The 17,518-nt window shown below is 43.0% G+C and carries 18 protein-coding genes; 7 read left to right on the plus strand and 11 right to left on the minus strand.

The window, feature by feature from the left end; all coding sequences use genetic code 11:
- Nucleotides 1-210 precede the first annotated feature (210 nt).
- The 3 genes from AAKU61_RS20040 to AAKU61_RS20050 all read left to right on the plus strand — a co-directional run bounded on the left by AAKU61_RS20040 (nucleotide 211) and on the right by AAKU61_RS20050 (nucleotide 2,810).
- The gene (locus AAKU61_RS20040) at nucleotides 211-1,155 is read left to right on the plus strand and encodes a DnaJ C-terminal domain-containing protein (protein ID WP_354335132.1); all 945 of its coding nucleotides are present in this window, start codon (nucleotides 211-213) and stop codon (nucleotides 1,153-1,155) included.
- Nucleotides 1,152-1,475 (plus strand): chaperone modulator CbpM, encoded by a 324-nt coding sequence (locus AAKU61_RS20045; RefSeq protein WP_354335134.1) that lies wholly within the window; start codon nucleotides 1,152-1,154, stop codon nucleotides 1,473-1,475. Before AAKU61_RS20040 ends, AAKU61_RS20045 begins: the two co-directional genes overlap by 4 nt.
- Before the next feature lie 192 nt (nucleotides 1,476-1,667).
- Nucleotides 1,668-2,810 carry an SLC13 family permease gene (locus tag AAKU61_RS20050; RefSeq protein ID WP_354335136.1) on the plus strand — a complete coding sequence of 381 codons (1,143 nt, stop codon included), beginning with the start codon at nucleotides 1,668-1,670 and terminating at the stop codon, nucleotides 2,808-2,810.
- Between the two features lie 32 nt (nucleotides 2,811-2,842).
- Here AAKU61_RS20050 and AAKU61_RS20055 read toward each other — a convergent pair whose 3' ends face one another.
- Nucleotides 2,843-4,009: a substrate-binding domain-containing protein gene (locus tag AAKU61_RS20055; RefSeq protein WP_354335138.1), complete on the minus strand. Its 1,167-nt coding sequence runs from the start codon at nucleotides 4,007-4,009 to the stop codon at nucleotides 2,843-2,845.
- Between the two features lie 301 nt (nucleotides 4,010-4,310).
- Between AAKU61_RS20055 and AAKU61_RS20060 the strand changes: the two genes are divergently transcribed.
- Nucleotides 4,311-5,912: an ABC-F family ATPase gene (locus AAKU61_RS20060; protein ID WP_354335139.1), complete on the plus strand. Its 1,602-nt coding sequence runs from the start codon at nucleotides 4,311-4,313 to the stop codon at nucleotides 5,910-5,912.
- A gap of 73 nt (nucleotides 5,913-5,985) precedes the next feature.
- Here the strand turns inward: AAKU61_RS20060 and AAKU61_RS20065 are convergent, their stop codons facing one another.
- The 3 genes from AAKU61_RS20065 to AAKU61_RS20075 form a co-directional block, all read right to left on the minus strand.
- Nucleotides 5,986-6,558, minus strand: coding sequence for a hypothetical protein (locus tag AAKU61_RS20065; protein WP_354335141.1), 573 nt, complete (start codon nucleotides 6,556-6,558; stop codon nucleotides 5,986-5,988).
- 556 nt (nucleotides 6,559-7,114) lie between these two features.
- A complete protein-coding gene (feoB, locus tag AAKU61_RS20070; protein WP_354335143.1) occupies nucleotides 7,115-9,010 on the minus strand; it encodes a ferrous iron transporter B in 1,896 nt (631 codons plus the stop codon).
- Nucleotides 9,010-9,303: a FeoA family protein gene (locus AAKU61_RS20075; protein ID WP_354335145.1), complete on the minus strand. Its 294-nt coding sequence runs from the start codon at nucleotides 9,301-9,303 to the stop codon at nucleotides 9,010-9,012. Before AAKU61_RS20075 ends, feoB begins: the two co-directional genes overlap by 1 nt.
- A gap of 388 nt (nucleotides 9,304-9,691) precedes the next feature.
- Between AAKU61_RS20075 and AAKU61_RS20080 the strand changes: the two genes are divergently transcribed.
- Complete coding sequence (locus tag AAKU61_RS20080; RefSeq protein ID WP_354335147.1) at nucleotides 9,692-10,606, plus strand: hypothetical protein; 915 nt, start codon at nucleotides 9,692-9,694, stop codon at nucleotides 10,604-10,606.
- A gap of 86 nt (nucleotides 10,607-10,692) precedes the next feature.
- On the opposite strand, the gene AAKU61_RS20085 is transcribed toward AAKU61_RS20080, so the two are convergent.
- From AAKU61_RS20085 to AAKU61_RS20110, 6 genes are all read right to left on the minus strand, one after another.
- Nucleotides 10,693-11,229 (minus strand): DUF3421 domain-containing protein, encoded by a 537-nt coding sequence (locus tag AAKU61_RS20085; RefSeq protein ID WP_354335149.1) that lies wholly within the window; start codon nucleotides 11,227-11,229, stop codon nucleotides 10,693-10,695.
- Between the two features lie 26 nt (nucleotides 11,230-11,255).
- Nucleotides 11,256-11,624 (minus strand): hypothetical protein, encoded by a 369-nt coding sequence (locus AAKU61_RS20090; RefSeq protein WP_354335151.1) that lies wholly within the window; start codon nucleotides 11,622-11,624, stop codon nucleotides 11,256-11,258.
- A gap of 287 nt (nucleotides 11,625-11,911) precedes the next feature.
- The gene (locus AAKU61_RS20095) at nucleotides 11,912-12,367 is read right to left on the minus strand and encodes a M15 family metallopeptidase (protein WP_354335153.1); all 456 of its coding nucleotides are present in this window, start codon (nucleotides 12,365-12,367) and stop codon (nucleotides 11,912-11,914) included.
- Nucleotides 12,368-12,455: 88 nt separating this feature from the next.
- Nucleotides 12,456-13,289 carry a hypothetical protein gene (locus tag AAKU61_RS20100; RefSeq protein ID WP_354335155.1) on the minus strand — a complete coding sequence of 278 codons (834 nt, stop codon included), beginning with the start codon at nucleotides 13,287-13,289 and terminating at the stop codon, nucleotides 12,456-12,458.
- Nucleotides 13,290-13,378: 89 nt separating this feature from the next.
- Nucleotides 13,379-13,885: a hypothetical protein gene (locus tag AAKU61_RS20105; protein WP_354335157.1), complete on the minus strand. Its 507-nt coding sequence runs from the start codon at nucleotides 13,883-13,885 to the stop codon at nucleotides 13,379-13,381.
- A 99-nt stretch (nucleotides 13,886-13,984) separates the two neighbouring features.
- The gene (locus AAKU61_RS20110; RefSeq protein WP_354335159.1) at nucleotides 13,985-14,968 is read right to left on the minus strand and encodes a S1/P1 nuclease; all 984 of its coding nucleotides are present in this window, start codon (nucleotides 14,966-14,968) and stop codon (nucleotides 13,985-13,987) included.
- A 479-nt stretch (nucleotides 14,969-15,447) separates the two neighbouring features.
- Here AAKU61_RS20110 and AAKU61_RS20115 point away from each other — a divergent pair, with 479 nt between their 5' ends.
- Both AAKU61_RS20115 and AAKU61_RS20120 read left to right on the plus strand, forming a co-directional pair.
- Nucleotides 15,448-15,891: a DUF5675 family protein gene (locus AAKU61_RS20115; RefSeq protein WP_354335161.1), complete on the plus strand. Its 444-nt coding sequence runs from the start codon at nucleotides 15,448-15,450 to the stop codon at nucleotides 15,889-15,891.
- Nucleotides 15,892-16,060: 169 nt separating this feature from the next.
- Complete coding sequence (locus tag AAKU61_RS20120; RefSeq protein ID WP_354335163.1) at nucleotides 16,061-16,879, plus strand: hypothetical protein; 819 nt, start codon at nucleotides 16,061-16,063, stop codon at nucleotides 16,877-16,879.
- Between the two features lie 60 nt (nucleotides 16,880-16,939).
- Here the strand turns inward: AAKU61_RS20120 and AAKU61_RS20125 are convergent, their stop codons facing one another.
- On the minus strand, nucleotides 16,940-17,365 hold the full coding sequence (locus AAKU61_RS20125; RefSeq protein WP_354335165.1) for an EamA family transporter: 426 nt from the start codon (nucleotides 17,363-17,365) through the stop codon (nucleotides 16,940-16,942).
- Nucleotides 17,366-17,518 lie beyond the last annotated feature (153 nt).

A 17,518-nucleotide genomic window follows, 5' to 3' on the forward strand; every position in this document is an offset into this window, starting at 1 on the left:
CCACGCCATGATTGCCACTCTTTAAATTTATCCTGTTGCTATTGTCTCATTTGAGGTAAACACTCTGCTTGGCTTTTTATCGTGCAAAGATCTCAAATCAAAAATACGCTAACTAATTTGACTAGTCGGTGCGATGCCGCACGCATATTTGTTGGTATCCCATTTAAAATCAGAAGCTATCCAGCACCTGGCGATCACTCAAGGCTTCTAATGAAATTCAAAGATTATTATCAGATCATGGGATTGGAGCGCACGGCGACAGAAGCAGATATTAAGAGGGCGTATCGCAAACTTGCTCATCAATATCATCCCGATATTTCTAAAGACCCAAAAGGTAAAGAGAAATTCCAGGAGATAGGGGAAGCCTATGCTGTTTTAAAAAACGCTGAGAAGAGACAAGCCTACGACGATTTGGGTAAGCGTCCATCGGGTGAAAAATTTACGCCACCACCGGACTGGCAGCAGCATTTTAATGCGGGTGAAGCCGATTTTAATGATGTTGATTTATCCGATCTGTTTGCTAATTTTGGCGGTGGGCGACGGACTCATCAGCCGCGACAAGCTGTGCCGCAAGCCGGGCAAGATTATGAGATTACTGCATCCGTATCATTGGAGCAGCTTGTTAGCGGCGCAGAAATTGATGTCCGTGCTGAGTTGCCTGAGTATGACCAAAATGGTTTGGCGCATAGAGTGGCACGCACTTTTCGCGTCACGATTCCCAAAGCAGCCGTGGACGGTCAACGCTTGCGGCTAGTCGCCAAGGGTGGGCCAGGTATAAATGGCGGACGGACTGGCGATTTATTTGTTGCCTTGGTGTTTCAATCGCATCCCCTGTATCGGCTGAGTGGTCGCGATTTGTATATGGATCTGCCACTGACACCTTGGGAGGCGGTGTTAGGTAAAACCATACAGCTCCCAACTCTGGCAGGTGCAGTAGAACTGACCATCAAGCCAGGTACCATCGGCGGACAAAAATTACGGCTGGCTAAGCGTGGTCTGTCATCCGCTAATGGCGATATAGGTGCGCTATATGCCGTCGTCCAAATTCAGATTCCAAAAACGGTCACTCCGCGCGAGCAGGAACTATTTGAGCAATTAGCGGCGGCATCTGACTTTAATCCACGTCAGCATTTTGTATCAGGGGCACATTCATGAACAGAGAAATAGACCAATCCATCTGGCTGAATGATGTTGATGTTTGCCAAATCGATCATTTGATCGAAGTCTCAGGTTTGTCCTTGGAAGAAATCGAGGACTTAATTAACCATGAGATTATTGTTCCGCAAGATCGCAACGCTAATCCGAGGTTTTTTTATCTTCACTATGTGATGACCGTCAAAATGGCACGCAGACTGCGCGACGACTTTCAACTTGACCGTAATGGGCTGAGCCTGGCACTTACATTGCTGCAGCGAGTTCAGGCTTTAGAGGCAGAATTAAAGCAGCCTACATTAGCCGCTTCAACAGCAAATTAGTAAATAAATGGCATGTGGATTATCGTAAAACTCATATTCCTTATCTATTGCCACGTTCGTCCTGTATAGATACACCATACGAGTATATTGTAGATGTCCATATAATCATTGGACAATGAGGCATTATTTTAAAATATAATGGGGAGTATATTAATTAATAGACCTCAAATGAACGAACCAAGAATATCGTCCATGCTTACACCAACCCTGACAGATTGCATCAAGCATCATTTAAAACGCACCGTATCCGCACTGATTGAGGACGTCTTATTGCTGATTTTACTTGTGGCTTTGATCGTGCTGACCTTGATCGCGCCAGATAAAATCAGCAGTTATCCCAGCCTGGTTGATTGGCCAACAATTGCTGCTTTAACTGGTTTGCTGATTTTGACTAAAGGGCTGGAGATCAGCGGATCATTGCATCGCCTTGGTTTGTATCTGATCACCTTGATGGCGACGGAGCGTGCGACTGCACTATGTTTTGTGATGGCGGCAGCGATGTTATCAACGCTATTAACCAACGACGTGGCATTGTTCGTTGTCGTGCCACTCACACTAGGCGTGTGTCGCTTAAACGGTATGTCGGCGCCCAAGCTGATTATTTTCGAGGCACTGGCTGTCAACGCTGGCTCTGCATTAACGCCAATTGGTAATCCACAAAATTTATTTCTATGGCAATTGTCCGGCGTATCCTTCGGCCAGTTTGTCTTGCATATGCTGCCCTTGGTGCTGCTGTCGGTGGTGGCACTGATTGCGCTGACGATCGTAATTTTTCCGAATCAAGCTGTCACACAAAATCAAGATAAATCAACGGTGCAAGCGCTTGATCGCCCTCTATTTATTGCCTCGATCGCACTGTATATTCCATTTTTGATCGCCACCGATTTGCACCAGACCGTATGGGCAATTACTGCGGTGATTTTAATTTTTTTATTATTGCGCCCCAAGGTATTGACCCAGGTTGATTGGGGTTTGCTGTTGGTATTTATCTTGATGTTTGTCGACTTACGCTTGTTCGTCAGTCTGGATGTAGTCCATCATTTAATCTCCAGACTAGATTTAAATATCACACGGCATTTGTATTGGACCAGTATCGCCGCATCACAAGTGATCAGTAATGTACCGGCTGCGATCGCTTTGGCAGAGTATTCTGAGGACTGGCGTGTATTAGCCTACGGCGTAAACATCGGCGGCTTTGGTTTTGTGGTTGGCTCTTTGGCAAATCTGATCGCCTTGCGCATGGCAGAAAATCGCAAAGCCTGGCTGACATTTCATTACTATTCGGTACCGTTTTTATGCTTTGCAATGGCTGTAGCTTATGTGCTGATTTTTTAAAGTGATATAAAACTACCCGATGCAGGATAGCTTTATTTGGATGGCGTCTTGCCTCTCCATATCAATGAATAGGCTTCTTTGTAGGGTATTCCAGAATCGATATCGGCACCTTTAAGCTGTTGTAATAACTGAGCGGTAATCAATATTGGCTTACTTTGATAACCGCTCAAAGGCCGACCAGCAAAAGCACGGTTAAGTTCATCAGCCAATTGCCAGCCTTGTATGCCAAATGGCTCTGCCACCGTTGCAACTTGCTGGGAGCTGCCGGATTTGATGCGGCTAAGCGCGATATAAGAGCCATCACCGGCCGAAATATTTTTGATGTCTTTACGGCTAATTAAGTTTAGTGCGACATTCATCGCATCAAAATACGCATCATTGATTGCCAGTGTATGCGTCCATTTTTTCCCATAAAGCTGATCAAGCCGTTGCACCGCCACCGGTACTTCTTTGTTGGCATTGGGGATAGGTATATCTTCGATCGACAAGATTTTGCATCGGTTACAAGTCATCAAGCTTAAGACCATCGCCAGATTTTTTGCGTTGGCGATGGCAAAGCGGCTGTCATTAAAAATAATAACGCCGACCTCAGCGCCACTATTTTGGATGACATATTCAGCAGCTTTTTTACCGACTTCATCAGACTGCGTGGCGATATTAATTAACAGGTCTTTGGTCTGTCCGGGTTTTTCGGCAGCATGCCATCCGGCCAAGACGATTTTGGCCTGTTTGGCAATTGCAACCAAGTCTTGAAGCTCATCCGTAATTTGCATGCCACCAAATACGATGGCATCTTGATGTGACTGAATCGCGGCATTAATTTCGGCACGTAAAATGGCGACATCATTTTTGCTGTCGACTAAACTCAATTCCCAGCCAAGTTCTATGGCCGCCAGATATAAGCCCCGGTAGGCACTGGTAATGCCACCATTTCTGAAGTCCTGAGAAATAAAAACAATCTTTTTCCCAGGCTGTTTTACCGGACCTTCGACAGGGCCATCCCAGAGCAGGTCTACCGTAGATATCTTCTGTGCGGAAGAGGGCGTAGGTATAAGTGCGGTGATGATGGCGGCAATTAAGAAAATTACTGCAAATGAACGGGAAAAAGTTGTGATGAAATGCCGCCTGATATTTCTTATTGAACCAGAGCAGTTTGGCTTGACTAGTTGGTCTAATTGGTTTGTCGCATTGAGTTCCATACGCTTCTCTGTTTAAAAAAAACACGCATAACAACTTTTGAGCAAACTGAGTATAGTGCCAAAAAATACTTTATTGCACTATTGTTATATGCCAATGCAGCATAAACGTCATAAGCAGTAGCAGAGCTGGGGTAAAATCTTATTTAAGCTGAAAAAAATCTCATTATTTGAGCAAATACGGTTGTTCAGATTTGCTGATTTGGAATGAATTTAGATCAAAATTAGTCTTTAATCCATATTAATTTGGTTTAAAACTATCGCACAAGTTATTGATTATTAAGAGAAGAGTAAAAATACACACATGCTTTCTACCGCAAATATTACGATGCAGTTTGGCCCTAAGCCGCTGTTTGAAAACATTACCGTCAAGTTTGGTGACGGCAATCGTTATGGCTTGATTGGTGCCAATGGCTGTGGAAAATCCACTTTCATGAAAATTTTGGGTGGTGATTTAGAGCAATCTAGCGGCACCGTCATGTTGGATCAAAATGAACGTCTGGGCAAATTGCGCCAGGATCAATTTGCGTTTGAAGACATGCGCGTATTAGACGTAGTCATGATGGGGCACACAGAAATGTGGGCGGCAATGGCCGAGCGCGACGCGATTTACGCTAATCCAGAAGCAACTGACGACGACTACATGAAAGCCGCCGATCTGGAGGCAAAATTCGCCGAATATGATGGTTACACAGCGGAACCAAGAGCAGGTGAGTTGTTGTTGGGTGCGGGTATTCCGACTGATCAACATCAGGGTTTGATGAGTGGCATTGCGCCAGGTTGGAAACTGCGGGTGTTATTGGCACAAGCATTGTTTTCTAATCCTGATATTTTGCTGCTGGATGAGCCAACGAATAACTTGGACATCAATACTATTCGCTGGTTAGAAGATACGCTGAATGACCGTAACTCGACCATGATCATTATTTCGCATGATCGACATTTCTTGAATCAAGTTTGTACCCATATGGCAGATATGGATTATGGAACTTTGAAGGTATATCCAGGCAATTATGATGAGTATATGTTTGCGTCCTCGCAAGCACGTGCCCAGCAGATGTCGAACAATGCGAAGGCGAAAGAGAAGGTCGCAGAATTACAAGATTTTGTACGCCGTTTCTCAGCGAACAAATCAAAAGCGCGCCAGGCAACTTCGCGGGCAAAACAGATCGACAAGATTAAAATTGAAGACGTTAAGCCATCAAGTCGCCAGAATCCTTTTGTCCGGTTTGACGGCGAAAAGAAATTGCATCGGTTGGCAGTGGAAGTTCAGGGCTTGTCTAAGTCCTATGACAAAACCTTGTTTAGCAAGCTTGATTTGATGGTAGAAGCAGGCGAACGCATTGCGATTATTGGCGCTAATGGTATCGGTAAGACGACTTTATTGCGTTGCATCGGTGGCGAAGAAATTTGCAAACTGAGTGCAGATCGAGGTTTGGTGAAATGGGCGGAAAATGCCAATGTCGGCTACATGCCACAAGATCCGACAGAGGAATTTTCTGAGGATAAAAATCTGACGGATTGGATAGGTCGCTGGACCCAAGAAGGCGATGATGATCAGGCAGTGAGATCAATATTAGGGCGTTTGCTGTTTGGCGGCGACGACGTTAAAAAATCAGTCAAAGTATTGTCCGGTGGTGAAAAAGGCCGCATGATGTACGGCAAGTTAATGCTTGGCCGTCATAACGTCTTATTGATGGATGAGCCGACTAATCATATGGATATGGAGTCGATCGAATCTTTAAATATCGCGCTCGAAAAATATGCCGGCACACTGATTTTTGTATCGCATGACCGGGAGTTTGTATCCTCGCTGGCAAACCGTATTTTAGAAATCAAAGAAAATAACATCATCGATTTCCGTGGCACTTATGAAGAATATTTGAGCAGCCAAGGTATTGAGTAAACTTAGTTTATTCAATAGTTTGACCCAAACAAAAAGCCAGGAGATTCCTGGCTTTTTGTTTTTTCAGTCTTGATTAATCATCATCTGGAACAATTTTCTCTAATTTTGGATCCCCGGCATAAAGCAGGTGATCCAGGCGATCTCTCAGACTGCGAGCCATTTCTTTACCTTTTGCTTTCAACACTGCCTCAATATAGGGATTCCGTAGTTCGCGGAACTCTTCTAAAGTCGCAGAACGTTCCACCTTTAGCTGCAAAGTAAAACCACGTAAGCCCAAGGTTATTTTGATGGTTTCATTAAAAAAATTCTTTAAGGCCTGAATACGAGTCGCATCATCCATCAGTTCGGTAGCAGGTAAATCGCGATCAACTGACTCGGACATGCTATCTGAGATATCTAAATCAACCGTAGTCAAGCTTGCTGCAGGCTCTGCAAATAAAGGCGGCGTAATAAAACCCTGATCGGCTAAGTCCTGAATGCTTTGTGCATTTAATCCAAGGCCTGCAACTTTTTTAAGCAGATCATCGACCGTTTGCTTGCCGTCAACCATCACAAGCAAGGTTCTCATCCGCGATGGCAGTTGGTATTTGCGAGTTGCAATCTCTTCGCGACCTTTGTCGCTTTTATCGTAAATAGTCACGCTCATATGCGTATGAAGGCCTTAGTTTGTCTCAAGAATATGTATTTATATTTATAGCAGTCTAAGCGAACGATGCGCAACGACTGCCTTGTAGTTGCCACAGAGAATACACCAATTAATTTTTACTGACCACTTTATACAGTGATTAAATTAATATCAAAATTAGAATTAAAATCTTAGACTGATCTTTTAACAAGACTTACGGAAAATTGCCCTAGCAAGGCATAGTGCCGAAGTTAGTACTTTTTAGTACGACTAAGTTCTATAACTCAGTTGGGTCGGTTTTGCGCAAGTTCGAATCAATGCTTAAAGTTGGCGAATGAATTTCACTGGCTTTTCATTTACAGTGTTTTTATCGGATGCGGAGGAAGTCGAGCATGTGCCACACGATGAGCAGCTGCTACCACAGCCACTAGCAGGCGCACCCAAATACTTTGCGAGGGAAGGGGAGTATTGAAAGATCCAAAGTACTAGTTTTTGTTTGGCGGAGGCGGGCATCCACTTTAAGAACAAATACACAGCAGCGATACTTAAAAGTAATAGCGTGATCAGAGTTTGCACATTACGCTCCCAGTAATAGTTTAGCGACGTTGTAAGTGACGAATGAGGCAAAGTAAGCCAAACCAAATAGATAAGCCGCCATCAATAAAGGATAACGCCAAGTATTAGTTTCACGCTTAACAACGCTTAATGTAGCAATACATTGCGGTGCAAATACATACCAGGCTAATAACGATAGGGCAGTCGGTACACTCCAAGAATGCGCGATCAAGGGCTGAAGACTATTCGATAAGTCATCGCCAGATTGTGATAACGCGTAGACCGTTCCTAGTGCGGCAACAGCGACTTCACGGGCTGCTAATCCTGGAACAAGAGCGATACAAATTTGCCAGTTAAATCCGATTGGTGCGAATATGACTTCAAGCATACGACCCAGTATGCCGGCAATGCTGTAATAAATAGGCGGCTGAGCCGCATTTTCTGGAGCGCCAGGAAAACTGCTCAAAAACCATAGCAGAATCATCAATGCCAAGATAATTGTTCCGACCCGAGTAACAAAAATCTTAATGCGCTCCCAAAGGCCAATCATCAAATTTCTGGAGTTAGGTAAGCGATAATCCGGTAGTTCCAACATCAAAGGCTGCTGCTCCGATGAGCCCCATTTTTTCTTGAGTACAAAAGCCACCAACATTGCAGACACTATGCCGGCCAAATACAATAAAAATAGAACTAAGCCTTGCAAATTAAGCCAGCCACCGAGCATTTTGGCAGGAATAAATGCTGCAATAATCAGGGTATAAACCGGCAAACGTGCTGAACAAGTCATGAGCGGAGCGATCATAATTGTTACTAGGCGGTCACGCGGATTTTGTATTGTCCGTGTCGCCATGATGCCCGGAATTGCACAAGCAAAACTAGATAACAGGGGGATGAAAGCTCGCCCAGACAAACCGACTTTACCCATGACTCTGTCCAATAAGAACGCTGCACGAGGCAAATAACCGGAGTCTTCCATTACAAGAATAAAGAAAAACAGAATCACAATTTGCGGCAGGAATACCAATACACTCCCAGCACCGCCAATAACACCTTTGACCAATAAACCTTGTAACATGCCAACTTGCATATGCGATTCAACAAAAGCACCCGCTGCGTCCACACAGGATTTGATGAAGTCCATCGGCAATTGTGCCCACGCAAATACAGCCTGAAAAACCAAAAACATCAATATCGCAAAAATCACGGGCCCAATTAATGGATGCAGGACAAAGCTATCCAACTTAAAACTAAAGTGATGATCTTTGCTGGCGTCGTAAGAAACGCAGCGCGCCAGTATGGTGTTGGCTTCTATTTGTATTGATTCGGGTGTTACAGCAGTAAGCGATTTTGTAGATGGCGTGATTTCAGATTGTTTGAGCGTGCCAGCAAGGATTTCTAACTTGCCCAGCAATAAATCAATACCGTCAGGGTTAACTGCAACGGTTTCAACAACTGGAATACCCAAGCTGGTTTGGAGTAAAGCGATATCAATATTAATATCGCGTTTTCTCGCGACGTCCATCATATTGACTGCCAAAATCATCGGAATACCAAGATTTTTCAGTTCCAGAGCGACACGTAATCCGCGCTTTAAATTTGTCGCATCAACAACGCATACGACAGCATCGGGAATAGCCTCATCGGCGCGCTGACCAGTAATCACATCTTGCGTGATTTTTTCATCTGGGGTGATGGCATGCAGACTGTATGTTCCGGGCAAATCTAACACGTGCCATGTGCGTCCAGTTGGCGAGCGAAATTTACCTTCTTTACGCTCAATCGTTACGCCAGCATAATTAGCAACTTTTTGCCGTGCGCCAGTTAAACGATTGAATAATGCCGTTTTCCCACAATTAGGGTTACCAACTAATGCGATGCGTGGTGCAAGCAACTCGACAACAAATTCAGCATGACTCATTAAGCAATTCCAGCCTTCGCAACACCAATTAATGCGGCTTCAAAACGGCGCAAGGCAAAAGTAGATTGCCCGATACGAACAGCTAAGGGTTCACCGCCAAAATAACCCCGGTGTAAAATCTTTACTGATTCGCCCTTGACAAAGCCCAATTCCTTCAAGCGACGAACCACATCAAAACTAGATTTTGCGCTGGCAATGATATTTTCAGAAACTTCAGTCACTAAAGCAGAATCGCCAACCTGAAGCTTATCCAAGGTTGTGGAGTTAGACGGTGTAGCCAACAAACTGCTCATGATTAATCCTGCGTGTAGAGAAAGCTAAATGATAATGAGAATATATATCAATATGAATCAGCATTCAAGCTATACCACCTTCGGATATTAATTCTTAATTTAACATAATATAAATTATGCGAAAAACTAAGCAGCGGGAGTGATGTTAGTAAAATCACTAATTGAAAGCTATTGTATGAAGAGTTTTCAAAATAATGAACGCAACATCGGTTACTCATCATGTCACGAACCGGTTTACAATGTACAACGTATTCAGGCGTACTTCGCCAACGCTAGTGATTCGAGAAACGCTTTCCACGCTGCTGCACAATCTGAAAAAATCATACTTTAGTGTTCTCTTTAAAGCTAAATAATTCGCTCCACTTTTAATGTTAATAATATTATTGCTATGCTAAGTATAAGTACTCGTGCTGTCTTTAGTTTGATTTTGTGCAGCTTACTACTTGCCTGCGGTGGCGGTGGCTCACCTTCTACAACGCCAGCCCAAATACCAACACCTGTTCTAACACCTACATCCAGCAATCAAACCTATTTTTATTTCAGTTCCGGCCACGACCCACTGACAGTTTTAACTACAAGCCAAGCCAAGGCTACGCTGGCAAAATACACTAACGTGATTGCAGGAATAGATGCGGGTGGGAATACTAGTTCAACTGAATTTTTGAGCCGAGTACAAAATTTACGCGCCCAGGGGTGGCGCCTGCACATTTATTTGGAAGGACCGGGCGGGCCAACTGGCAATAGCTGGAGTGCAGATGAATGCTTACGTGTGCAAAACGCAGCCAAGCTCTATGTTAGCAATTCTGTACCGGTTGGTGATCACTGCCAAGACGATAATGCCAATTGGATGAAGGAGTGGAACCAGACCGGCTTTTTTAAACAGTTGCAACAACAATTAATCGATCTACAGCCTTTAGGTGTTGAATCGATAGAAGTAGATAATTTATACCGAGCCGGATATGGCGATGGAGCTAAACCGATATCGGATTTTATTGTTCGCTTCAACAATGGTAAGTCAGCTAACAATACCATCAAGTTATTACTAAAAAATATAGGCTCACCCGCCGAACTTGATGCCATTCTTGGAGCCAGTCCACGCGCAGCCATAGCGGACTACATGATTTTGGAAGAGGATTTAAAAAATCAGTGGTGTGCCCTGCAAAACACAGGAAAAAAATATGGCATCGTCGCCGCTTTCAGCTGGAATACCTTCGACTACCACGCTGAAACTGATAGCAATGGAAAAGATCTAGTTTTATCCGGCCCCGCACAGAGCCAACGCCAAAGCTTTGGCTGTAGTTAAGTCCGCAAATTGGAACTTATTGCTCTGATGCGCTTCAATATCTGATAATTCTTAGCCACAACTATATTCATACGATGGGCTCTGATTTACTCAGTGAGTACCTCATACTGCTTTACGATAGCAATGTGCCCTCCCCAGCCAATGCTACAGCCACCAAAGTTTTTTCTTATTTTTCCTGGATGGACTCCGTTTTCATTGGGATAGGATCCTCTGCAAAGATAAAGGTCTTCACTAGCAGGTGGAATATCTTTTCCTCCAACAACGGCATTCTCTGGAACTGCACCGTTAAGAGATGCAGTCCATTTTAACGGTGCGCTGCTAATTAGAACTTGATATACCGGTATCGATAGTTCATGGTGGCCGAAAGTGATATCACAACCAGCCAGACCTTTCCTTATTTTGCCTGGATGAACCCCATCCATATGTTCAGCACGACAAATGTAAATAGGCAGATCTTCTTTGCCGATTTTTTCTGTTCCAGCTTGAAAAGCTTTGGCAGGAACATTACCTTGAGAGGCATTTTCCCATACCAACAATATCTGAGCTTGGGGAGGAGCTGCGCCTAGAGTCTTTATTGGCGTTGCAGCATATTGACCAGTAAATCCTTGATAGATTTGTTGCATTATGCTTGGGGATTTCTGCGGCGCAGCTATATTACTGACGGGAGATTGAGCTTGTGCACTGCTGATAAAAATGAAGTGATACTACCGGTTTCTATTCTCTCTTTTTGAGGCATCGATATTGGAGACAAAGTTTGCGCTTGCGAAACCTTATTTTCTGGTTGCTTATATGCACTTCCAACTACAAATGATGCGAGCAGAGCAGGTGCTGAGATACCTATTTGAAACACAGTAATCGGTCTATTTTCATTCGCATTGAGCCAACCCACTAACGCACCGGCAACAAATAAGGCGAGTGCACGCATCACCCATCCCAAAATATTATAAATACTTAAAGTTTCTATTTTTGTCCCCATAGACTCAGGGTCAAATGTAAGTAATAAGATCAAAATCGGCAAAAGTGCTCCGAGACCTGCCCCCTGCAATAAATATTCTCTGGCGCGCTGTCATGATTAACACCTTTTATTAGCTAAATAAGACTGGATATGTAAAGCTTCTACAATATTTTTTATTGATTTGTGTATTTTTCAACACTAAATTCACTTTAGAATACTTTATCGAAAAAACAAGAAATTATTCATCAGGTGAGTAATTCTTAGTCATCGTTTAACCCAAGCTTCAGGATGAAACATAAAATTCGCGAACGGCTTACATCGGAGCGGACAAAAACTCACAGCACTCTTTTTCAATATCCTTTGCAAAGCTGAAAATGCATTGGATCTTTTCTTGATACGAAATTGCCCTCATAAAAAAATCCGGCATCTTCGAATACTTTCACAATGTTGTCAGGAAAGCGTTGTGTACTTCCTAGTGGGTACTTGTCTGCTTCCAAATCGATTGCAATTCCCCAGGAATGAGTTGATGGATGTTTTGATTCACCACGAATTGGGCGATTATTAAAGATACCGCTGTAATTTTTGACTTGTTCTTGCAATCCAGCATTTTTAATTTTTTCAAACGCTTGCTGAAAATTCTCTACGATCAAATAGTGGCATCGTGCCCTTGTCACTTTAGTTCCTTCATAGAACAAAGGATAAGGAAGCGTAAAAGCTTCAATATATTTAGCCTCAAAATTAGGGGTGTCGAGGCTACCAAAGACATCAATAATCTCGTCTAAACCATTCGGTGTTTTGGTCAACATTTTGGGCTCCTAGATCACATTTAAAGCTCAGGGTTTATTTGAAACCAAATAGTCACTGTTACTAAATAACTACCTTGTTAATCTGCATTTAAGGTGAGTCGTAACGTGCTGGTTTATCTCCTGTACCTCTGACATTTAATTTGAGAATATTTTGCAAAAAATCAAACCAAAATGGCGCCCCCATGCTGATGGCAAAGGCCGTAATCAAACAACCCAGTAAGGTGATTCCTGTTGGAAAACTAATAAAAAAATATTGGAATCCAAACATTTTTAACACTTGATCAGAAGATGCCGTCGTCATTACCGAGGGCGCTTGCGCTACTGATGCCGCAGCAATAGCTTGTGCCCGAAGTACCGGACTTTGCCACAAAGCATTACAGACAGCGAGTGCATTCAGATTTAATCCGAATGCCAGAATCCCACCTAAAGCAAAACTCAAGTAACTGCTAAATCTTTTAAATTGTCCTGCAACATGGTCCATTGATTCATCAAACCACTCTGCTATTTCTTGTTCAACTACTTTAAGGTCATGGTTGGCACGATCTACTGCTAATAACAAAATTTTTTTGAATCTACCATCAGGCAACTGATGAATAGCCAAATTTAATCGTTCAAATTGAGTTTGGGAAGCGTCCCCTGCTCCGCTGAGAACATGCACCACCGTGGAGGCGAATCCCTGTGATGATAAGTAGGATAATTTTTTATCTGGGGGAGAAATTCTGGGGTGTAGAATTATTGTTTGAATCACAGGATCCAAATTTTTTTGTAGCTCTAACAAATCGGAAATACCCGCATTCAATGACTTTGCTCTTAATCTCAGAGCGGTTGCAATAAATTCCTGTATTGCTGTCACGAGGATAGATAAAGACAGGAAGAAGAATACCAAACCCACTGCCGTTTCAAGAACCTGACTTCCAAACATATCCGCTCCCACGTCATTGTTAAAAAAGCGCACCAAACCTGCCGTTCGGGTTCAGATGCGCCTTAGCTCGCTTGCGCATCTATAGCAAGTCAGTATTTCTTCGTTGAATTCCAAAGACCGCAATAAGTTTCTAAGCTCTCCAAATTGTCTCCAGCCGTGCCATCTTTTCCGATAAGTTTTATAAAACCATTTGGTTTACTGGGACTTGGTGGCTCCTTACAATCGGTATGCACCCAATGAATTCCCTTTGTTCCATCGGTGTACTCTTGACCACAAAGCTCAAGAGCGTCACCAACCTTAATCTGGCTCAAAGAATCAGGAATTTTTTTGCTATTCTTCACGTAACCGTTAGCAAACACATTGTCTATCGCGACATCGTATTGGTCATTTATCCCATCCACTTTAACCATCAAATGTGTATGTGAAAGCTCGACGCCTTTCAGAAATTTACCGCTTTTAAATTTAGGACCTGAGGTAACTGTGCCGGTAAGAAATGTTCCTTTACCTGCATCACAAGCAGCTTTGTCATCTGCCCATGCTGTCGTACAAATTAGAAATAATCCTATGCTAAGTTTTTTTAAAATTGACGTTTTCATAGAGTTTTAATCTCCTGTTAAAAATATGTGTTGGTTTAGTTTGATGGATTTATCAAAGTGATGAACCATTGTTAATCTCATTTTTACTTTATTCTGAATTTATTTCAAAATCTGAGCTAACACTGCCGCTAATCGTTTTCCGGCTAAGAGTAGTCGATCGCTGGCAATGTCAGAAGCTAGCTTGGGATAAATCGTCGGAAGCGTGATCGCCCATCCGTCGGTTGCCCCTCCTTTTGGGTCTTTATAGTTTTCCGTATGATTGCCAATCGCAACACCATCAAATGCTAATTTGGAGTCTGTAAGAGACTCATCGGCCCATGTTTCTATTGCTTTATCCAAGTCACCTTTGATTTGTAATGGTTTCGAGTTCGCATCAAGCAAAGCCGTTGCTAAATGAGCCGGATCAATCACTTTTTTTCTACGCATGATCGTCTTTACCGCGTCACTATCCCAATAACCATGTATGACTCGCGTAGTCCCGTTAATATGTAATTTATTGCCGCCCTCTGTTGCAAATACCTTTTTAGAGTCGATCAATGGCTGAGTTGGTTCTTGGATGGCACCGTTGGCATCCAGATAGACGGCGCCTACATGTAAGGGTTGGTGCAGATCGCCGAGCATATGTGTCAATAACATCAGTGCTTCGCGTTTAGAAAACTGATGCGTGCCTGGATTCCCACGTAAAGTACTAATGCTCTCTTTTAGAATTTGCACAACATCGTGATCCGTTTTTCCGTAAGTCGCCTCGCTGTAACTTACGCTGTCGATGGGAATGTCGGTGTAATGATAATCATGATGCTGCGGATTCGCCGTAGCAAAGGCTTTTTGCTCTGGGGTGGGCTCTTTCTGGCAATAGGTAAAACCTTTTGCGCAATCAGCCCAAGTGGAAATGCTCGATAAGCTTTCCCCAGGCTGAAGTAATGTTTTGAGTTTTTTACTTGTTGGCGACCCAGCCAACATTTGATCTGCGATCGCTCCAATCGTTTTATGACCATCGCCACCCCACCCAAATACATTTGCTGAGATACCGCAGGCAATAACGACGATCAGTCTTACAGTGTTTTTTACATTGGATGAATACATGATTTGGTCTCTCCGTTTGCTGTTAAATAATCGACACTAACGACTGAAAATCTACAGAATTCTAATAAGATATTACTCCGTTATTTTTAATTTAATTATAAATTAAGCTAGTTTATTTAATAATTTATAAACCGTTGTAGAAATGGCCTCATTTCTTGATAACAGGGAAATATTCATCATTTGCTTGTTTAAAAACAATCATTTGTTGATGAAATTTTAACGATTTTAAAAGACCGATCCTCTACAGGGAACATGCGTTAGTTCAATCGTTACGAGCCACTATTAATGTGAAGTTCTGAACTTACCTAAAAGACTTGTCGTAAGCAGCTAGTCTCACAAAAGATAATAAATTTGCACTTTTTTGAAAATAGACTATATTTTTTGATATCAAACATGCTTGATCTCTTTTTTTCATAAACAAGCATATTCGGTTATTTGAATGCTGCCCAATGCGATAGTCCAGATACCAGAAAGCACCTATGCAGATCCTCATTGTTCGTGACCAAACTCTTTCTGGCGCCGAGGGAACGTTTGGAATAATGTTTATCGATGGCAAACAATTTTGTGCAACTTGCGAACAGCCGTGGAATAACAATCTTCCTAATGCATCCTGCATCCCCGTCGGGAACTATCAACTCATTCCTTATGATTCGCCCGCACATGGTGCGACGGTTGTTTTCCATAATCCTAGCCTAGGTATTTTTGGCACACCGGCAATGATCCCCTCTGGTAAACAGGGTAGAAGTCTCTGCGAGATTCATAATGCCAATTGGCCCTTTCAGTTGAGAGGATGTGTTGCCGTTGGTAGCCGTGTACTTGATATTCCACCACACGGGCTGGGCGTTAACAATAGCGTGAAGACTCTGGCAGAGTTAATGTTACGGTGGGGTAAGAGAGAAGGCTTGACTGCCACCGTTCAATAATCGAGGTTGTAGTGAAGGCTTTGATATTTTTGTTAACCGGTCAATGTGTTGACCGTATTTTCTTGTATGAGCATTGATATTGGTCCGCGAACTGGTCAACTCAATGGATTCAGACTACGAAAAATGAATGAAAAACAAATAGTCATCATTTAAATTGCGGGAGATTAATATGACGGTATATCGAACAGTAGATCAGTGGGTAGAGGGGAACTATCCCTCGATATTAGCAATAGGTGACAGTTGGTTCTGGTACCCAAACAACAATATCCTCGAGTCGATCTCAAACCATCCATTAATGCTACCCGCATATAAAAATATACAAGCGGTAGGTTATAACGGCGCCCTACTCCAGCAATACGTCGGGGCCGGTAAATACGCGCCGTTTGTAGAAGAGTATTTAAAATCAGCAAACCGAGGTTTTTTCAACATATTTATGATTAGCGGTGCGGGCAACGACGCCGTTGACTATCATCTTGCTCTGCGCAGCAATTGCTCTAACATTCCTGACCCTAAGGATTGTATTGATCCTGACGGTATCGATAATCTGTTACGCATCATCGTGACTGCAATGGGTGGACTGATCCATGAAATACGATGGGCATATAAAGACCTTCCTGCACAGCCTCGCCCCATTTTCATCAACGGTTATGATTATCCTGTACCTGATGGCCGAGGTTTTACGTTAGCCGGTATTCAATTCAACGGACCATGGCTAAAGCCGGCACTAGATCAATCGAAAGTGAATCCTGATTTAATTTATCGTATCGCAGTAATCAAAGAGCTGATTGTTCGACTGAACACAACGCTCGCGAGCTTCAACGATTGGGAAAATGATGTTGTATTTGTGAGTTCGCCAGGGACGCTACGCACGGACGACGGATATCAAGAGGATTGGGCAAACGAATTGCACCCAACACCGAGTGGTTTTAATAAAATTGTTAATGCTCATTGGATACCGCATTTTAAGCGATGGGGTATGGCTAATTAGATTCGCGACGCGTCTATCTAGTCTTGACCAGGACAATTAACGCTTCCCAGTCTGCAATTATTAAACCCCACCTAAAATACACAAGATTGCTGCGACGTTGATTGTGCTTAATGGTTCGTGAGCAAACAAGCACCCGATCATCAGTGCAACTACTGGCGGTATGTAAGTCACACTTGCGGCTTTTACAGCACCCAAGTGCTGAACGATAAAATAATAAAGTACATACGCCAAACCTGTGCCAGTGAGTCCTAGTCCAAGCACTAATCCTGTCAGAGCTATTTTATCTTCGAGGATATGCTCGATGCCCTTAAGATCGGTAACGAGCAATAGCATTAGCAATCCCAAGCCAATTTGATAGGTCGACAGCGCTACAGCGGAAATATTCTTGTCTGCCAAAAATAACCTCGCATAAACAAAAGAACAACCCACGCTGAGTGAGCCGACGATCATACAGCCCCCCCTTTTTGGATCTATACCTAATTTCATCGTGATTTATCGACAGTTTGATAGGTTAAATTTAATATACTCCCCCATTATCTTTAATAATATACGGCGGATTCAAGTACGAAGAGCAACATTGAATAAAAAGTCAAAGGGTCAGATGCGATAGCATTCTGCCTTTTGACCAGCCAGTCGAAA

Origin of the sequence: Undibacterium sp. GrIS 1.2 (genome assembly GCF_040544435.1) — a bacterium.
In the GTDB taxonomy this organism is placed as follows: Bacteria; Pseudomonadota; Gammaproteobacteria; order Burkholderiales; family Burkholderiaceae_D; genus Undibacterium.

Bases quoted from the DNA above. Each gene is read 5' to 3' on its own strand.
- AAKU61_RS20045 (WP_354335134.1), top strand. From the start codon at position 1,152: ATGAACAGAGAAATAGACCAATCCATCTGGCTGAATGATGTTGATGTT.
- AAKU61_RS20125 (WP_354335165.1), bottom strand. From the start codon at position 17,365: ATGAAATTAGGTATAGATCCAAAAAGGGGGGGCTGTATGATCGTCGGC.
- AAKU61_RS20110 (WP_354335159.1), bottom strand. From the start codon at position 14,968: ATGTATTCATCCAATGTAAAAAACACTGTAAGACTGATCGTCGTTATT.
- AAKU61_RS20080 (WP_354335147.1), top strand. From the start codon at position 9,692: ATGCTAAGTATAAGTACTCGTGCTGTCTTTAGTTTGATTTTGTGCAGC.
- AAKU61_RS20100 (WP_354335155.1), bottom strand. From the start codon at position 13,289: ATGTTTGGAAGTCAGGTTCTTGAAACGGCAGTGGGTTTGGTATTCTTC.
- feoB (WP_354335143.1), bottom strand. From the start codon at position 9,010: ATGAGTCATGCTGAATTTGTTGTCGAGTTGCTTGCACCACGCATCGCA.
- AAKU61_RS20065 (WP_354335141.1), bottom strand. From the start codon at position 6,558: ATGAGCGTGACTATTTACGATAAAAGCGACAAAGGTCGCGAAGAGATT.
- AAKU61_RS20115 (WP_354335161.1), top strand. From the start codon at position 15,448: ATGCAGATCCTCATTGTTCGTGACCAAACTCTTTCTGGCGCCGAGGGA.
- AAKU61_RS20055 (WP_354335138.1), bottom strand. From the start codon at position 4,009: ATGGAACTCAATGCGACAAACCAATTAGACCAACTAGTCAAGCCAAAC.
- AAKU61_RS20050 (WP_354335136.1), top strand. From the start codon at position 1,668: ATGCTTACACCAACCCTGACAGATTGCATCAAGCATCATTTAAAACGC.
- AAKU61_RS20085 (WP_354335149.1), bottom strand. From the start codon at position 11,229: ATGCAACAAATCTATCAAGGATTTACTGGTCAATATGCTGCAACGCCA.
- AAKU61_RS20075 (WP_354335145.1), bottom strand. From the start codon at position 9,303: ATGAGCAGTTTGTTGGCTACACCGTCTAACTCCACAACCTTGGATAAG.
- AAKU61_RS20105 (WP_354335157.1), bottom strand. From the start codon at position 13,885: ATGAAAACGTCAATTTTAAAAAAACTTAGCATAGGATTATTTCTAATT.
- AAKU61_RS20120 (WP_354335163.1), top strand. From the start codon at position 16,061: ATGACGGTATATCGAACAGTAGATCAGTGGGTAGAGGGGAACTATCCC.
- AAKU61_RS20095 (WP_354335153.1), bottom strand. From the start codon at position 12,367: ATGTTGACCAAAACACCGAATGGTTTAGACGAGATTATTGATGTCTTT.
- AAKU61_RS20060 (WP_354335139.1), top strand. From the start codon at position 4,311: ATGCTTTCTACCGCAAATATTACGATGCAGTTTGGCCCTAAGCCGCTG.
- AAKU61_RS20040 (WP_354335132.1), top strand. From the start codon at position 211: ATGAAATTCAAAGATTATTATCAGATCATGGGATTGGAGCGCACGGCG.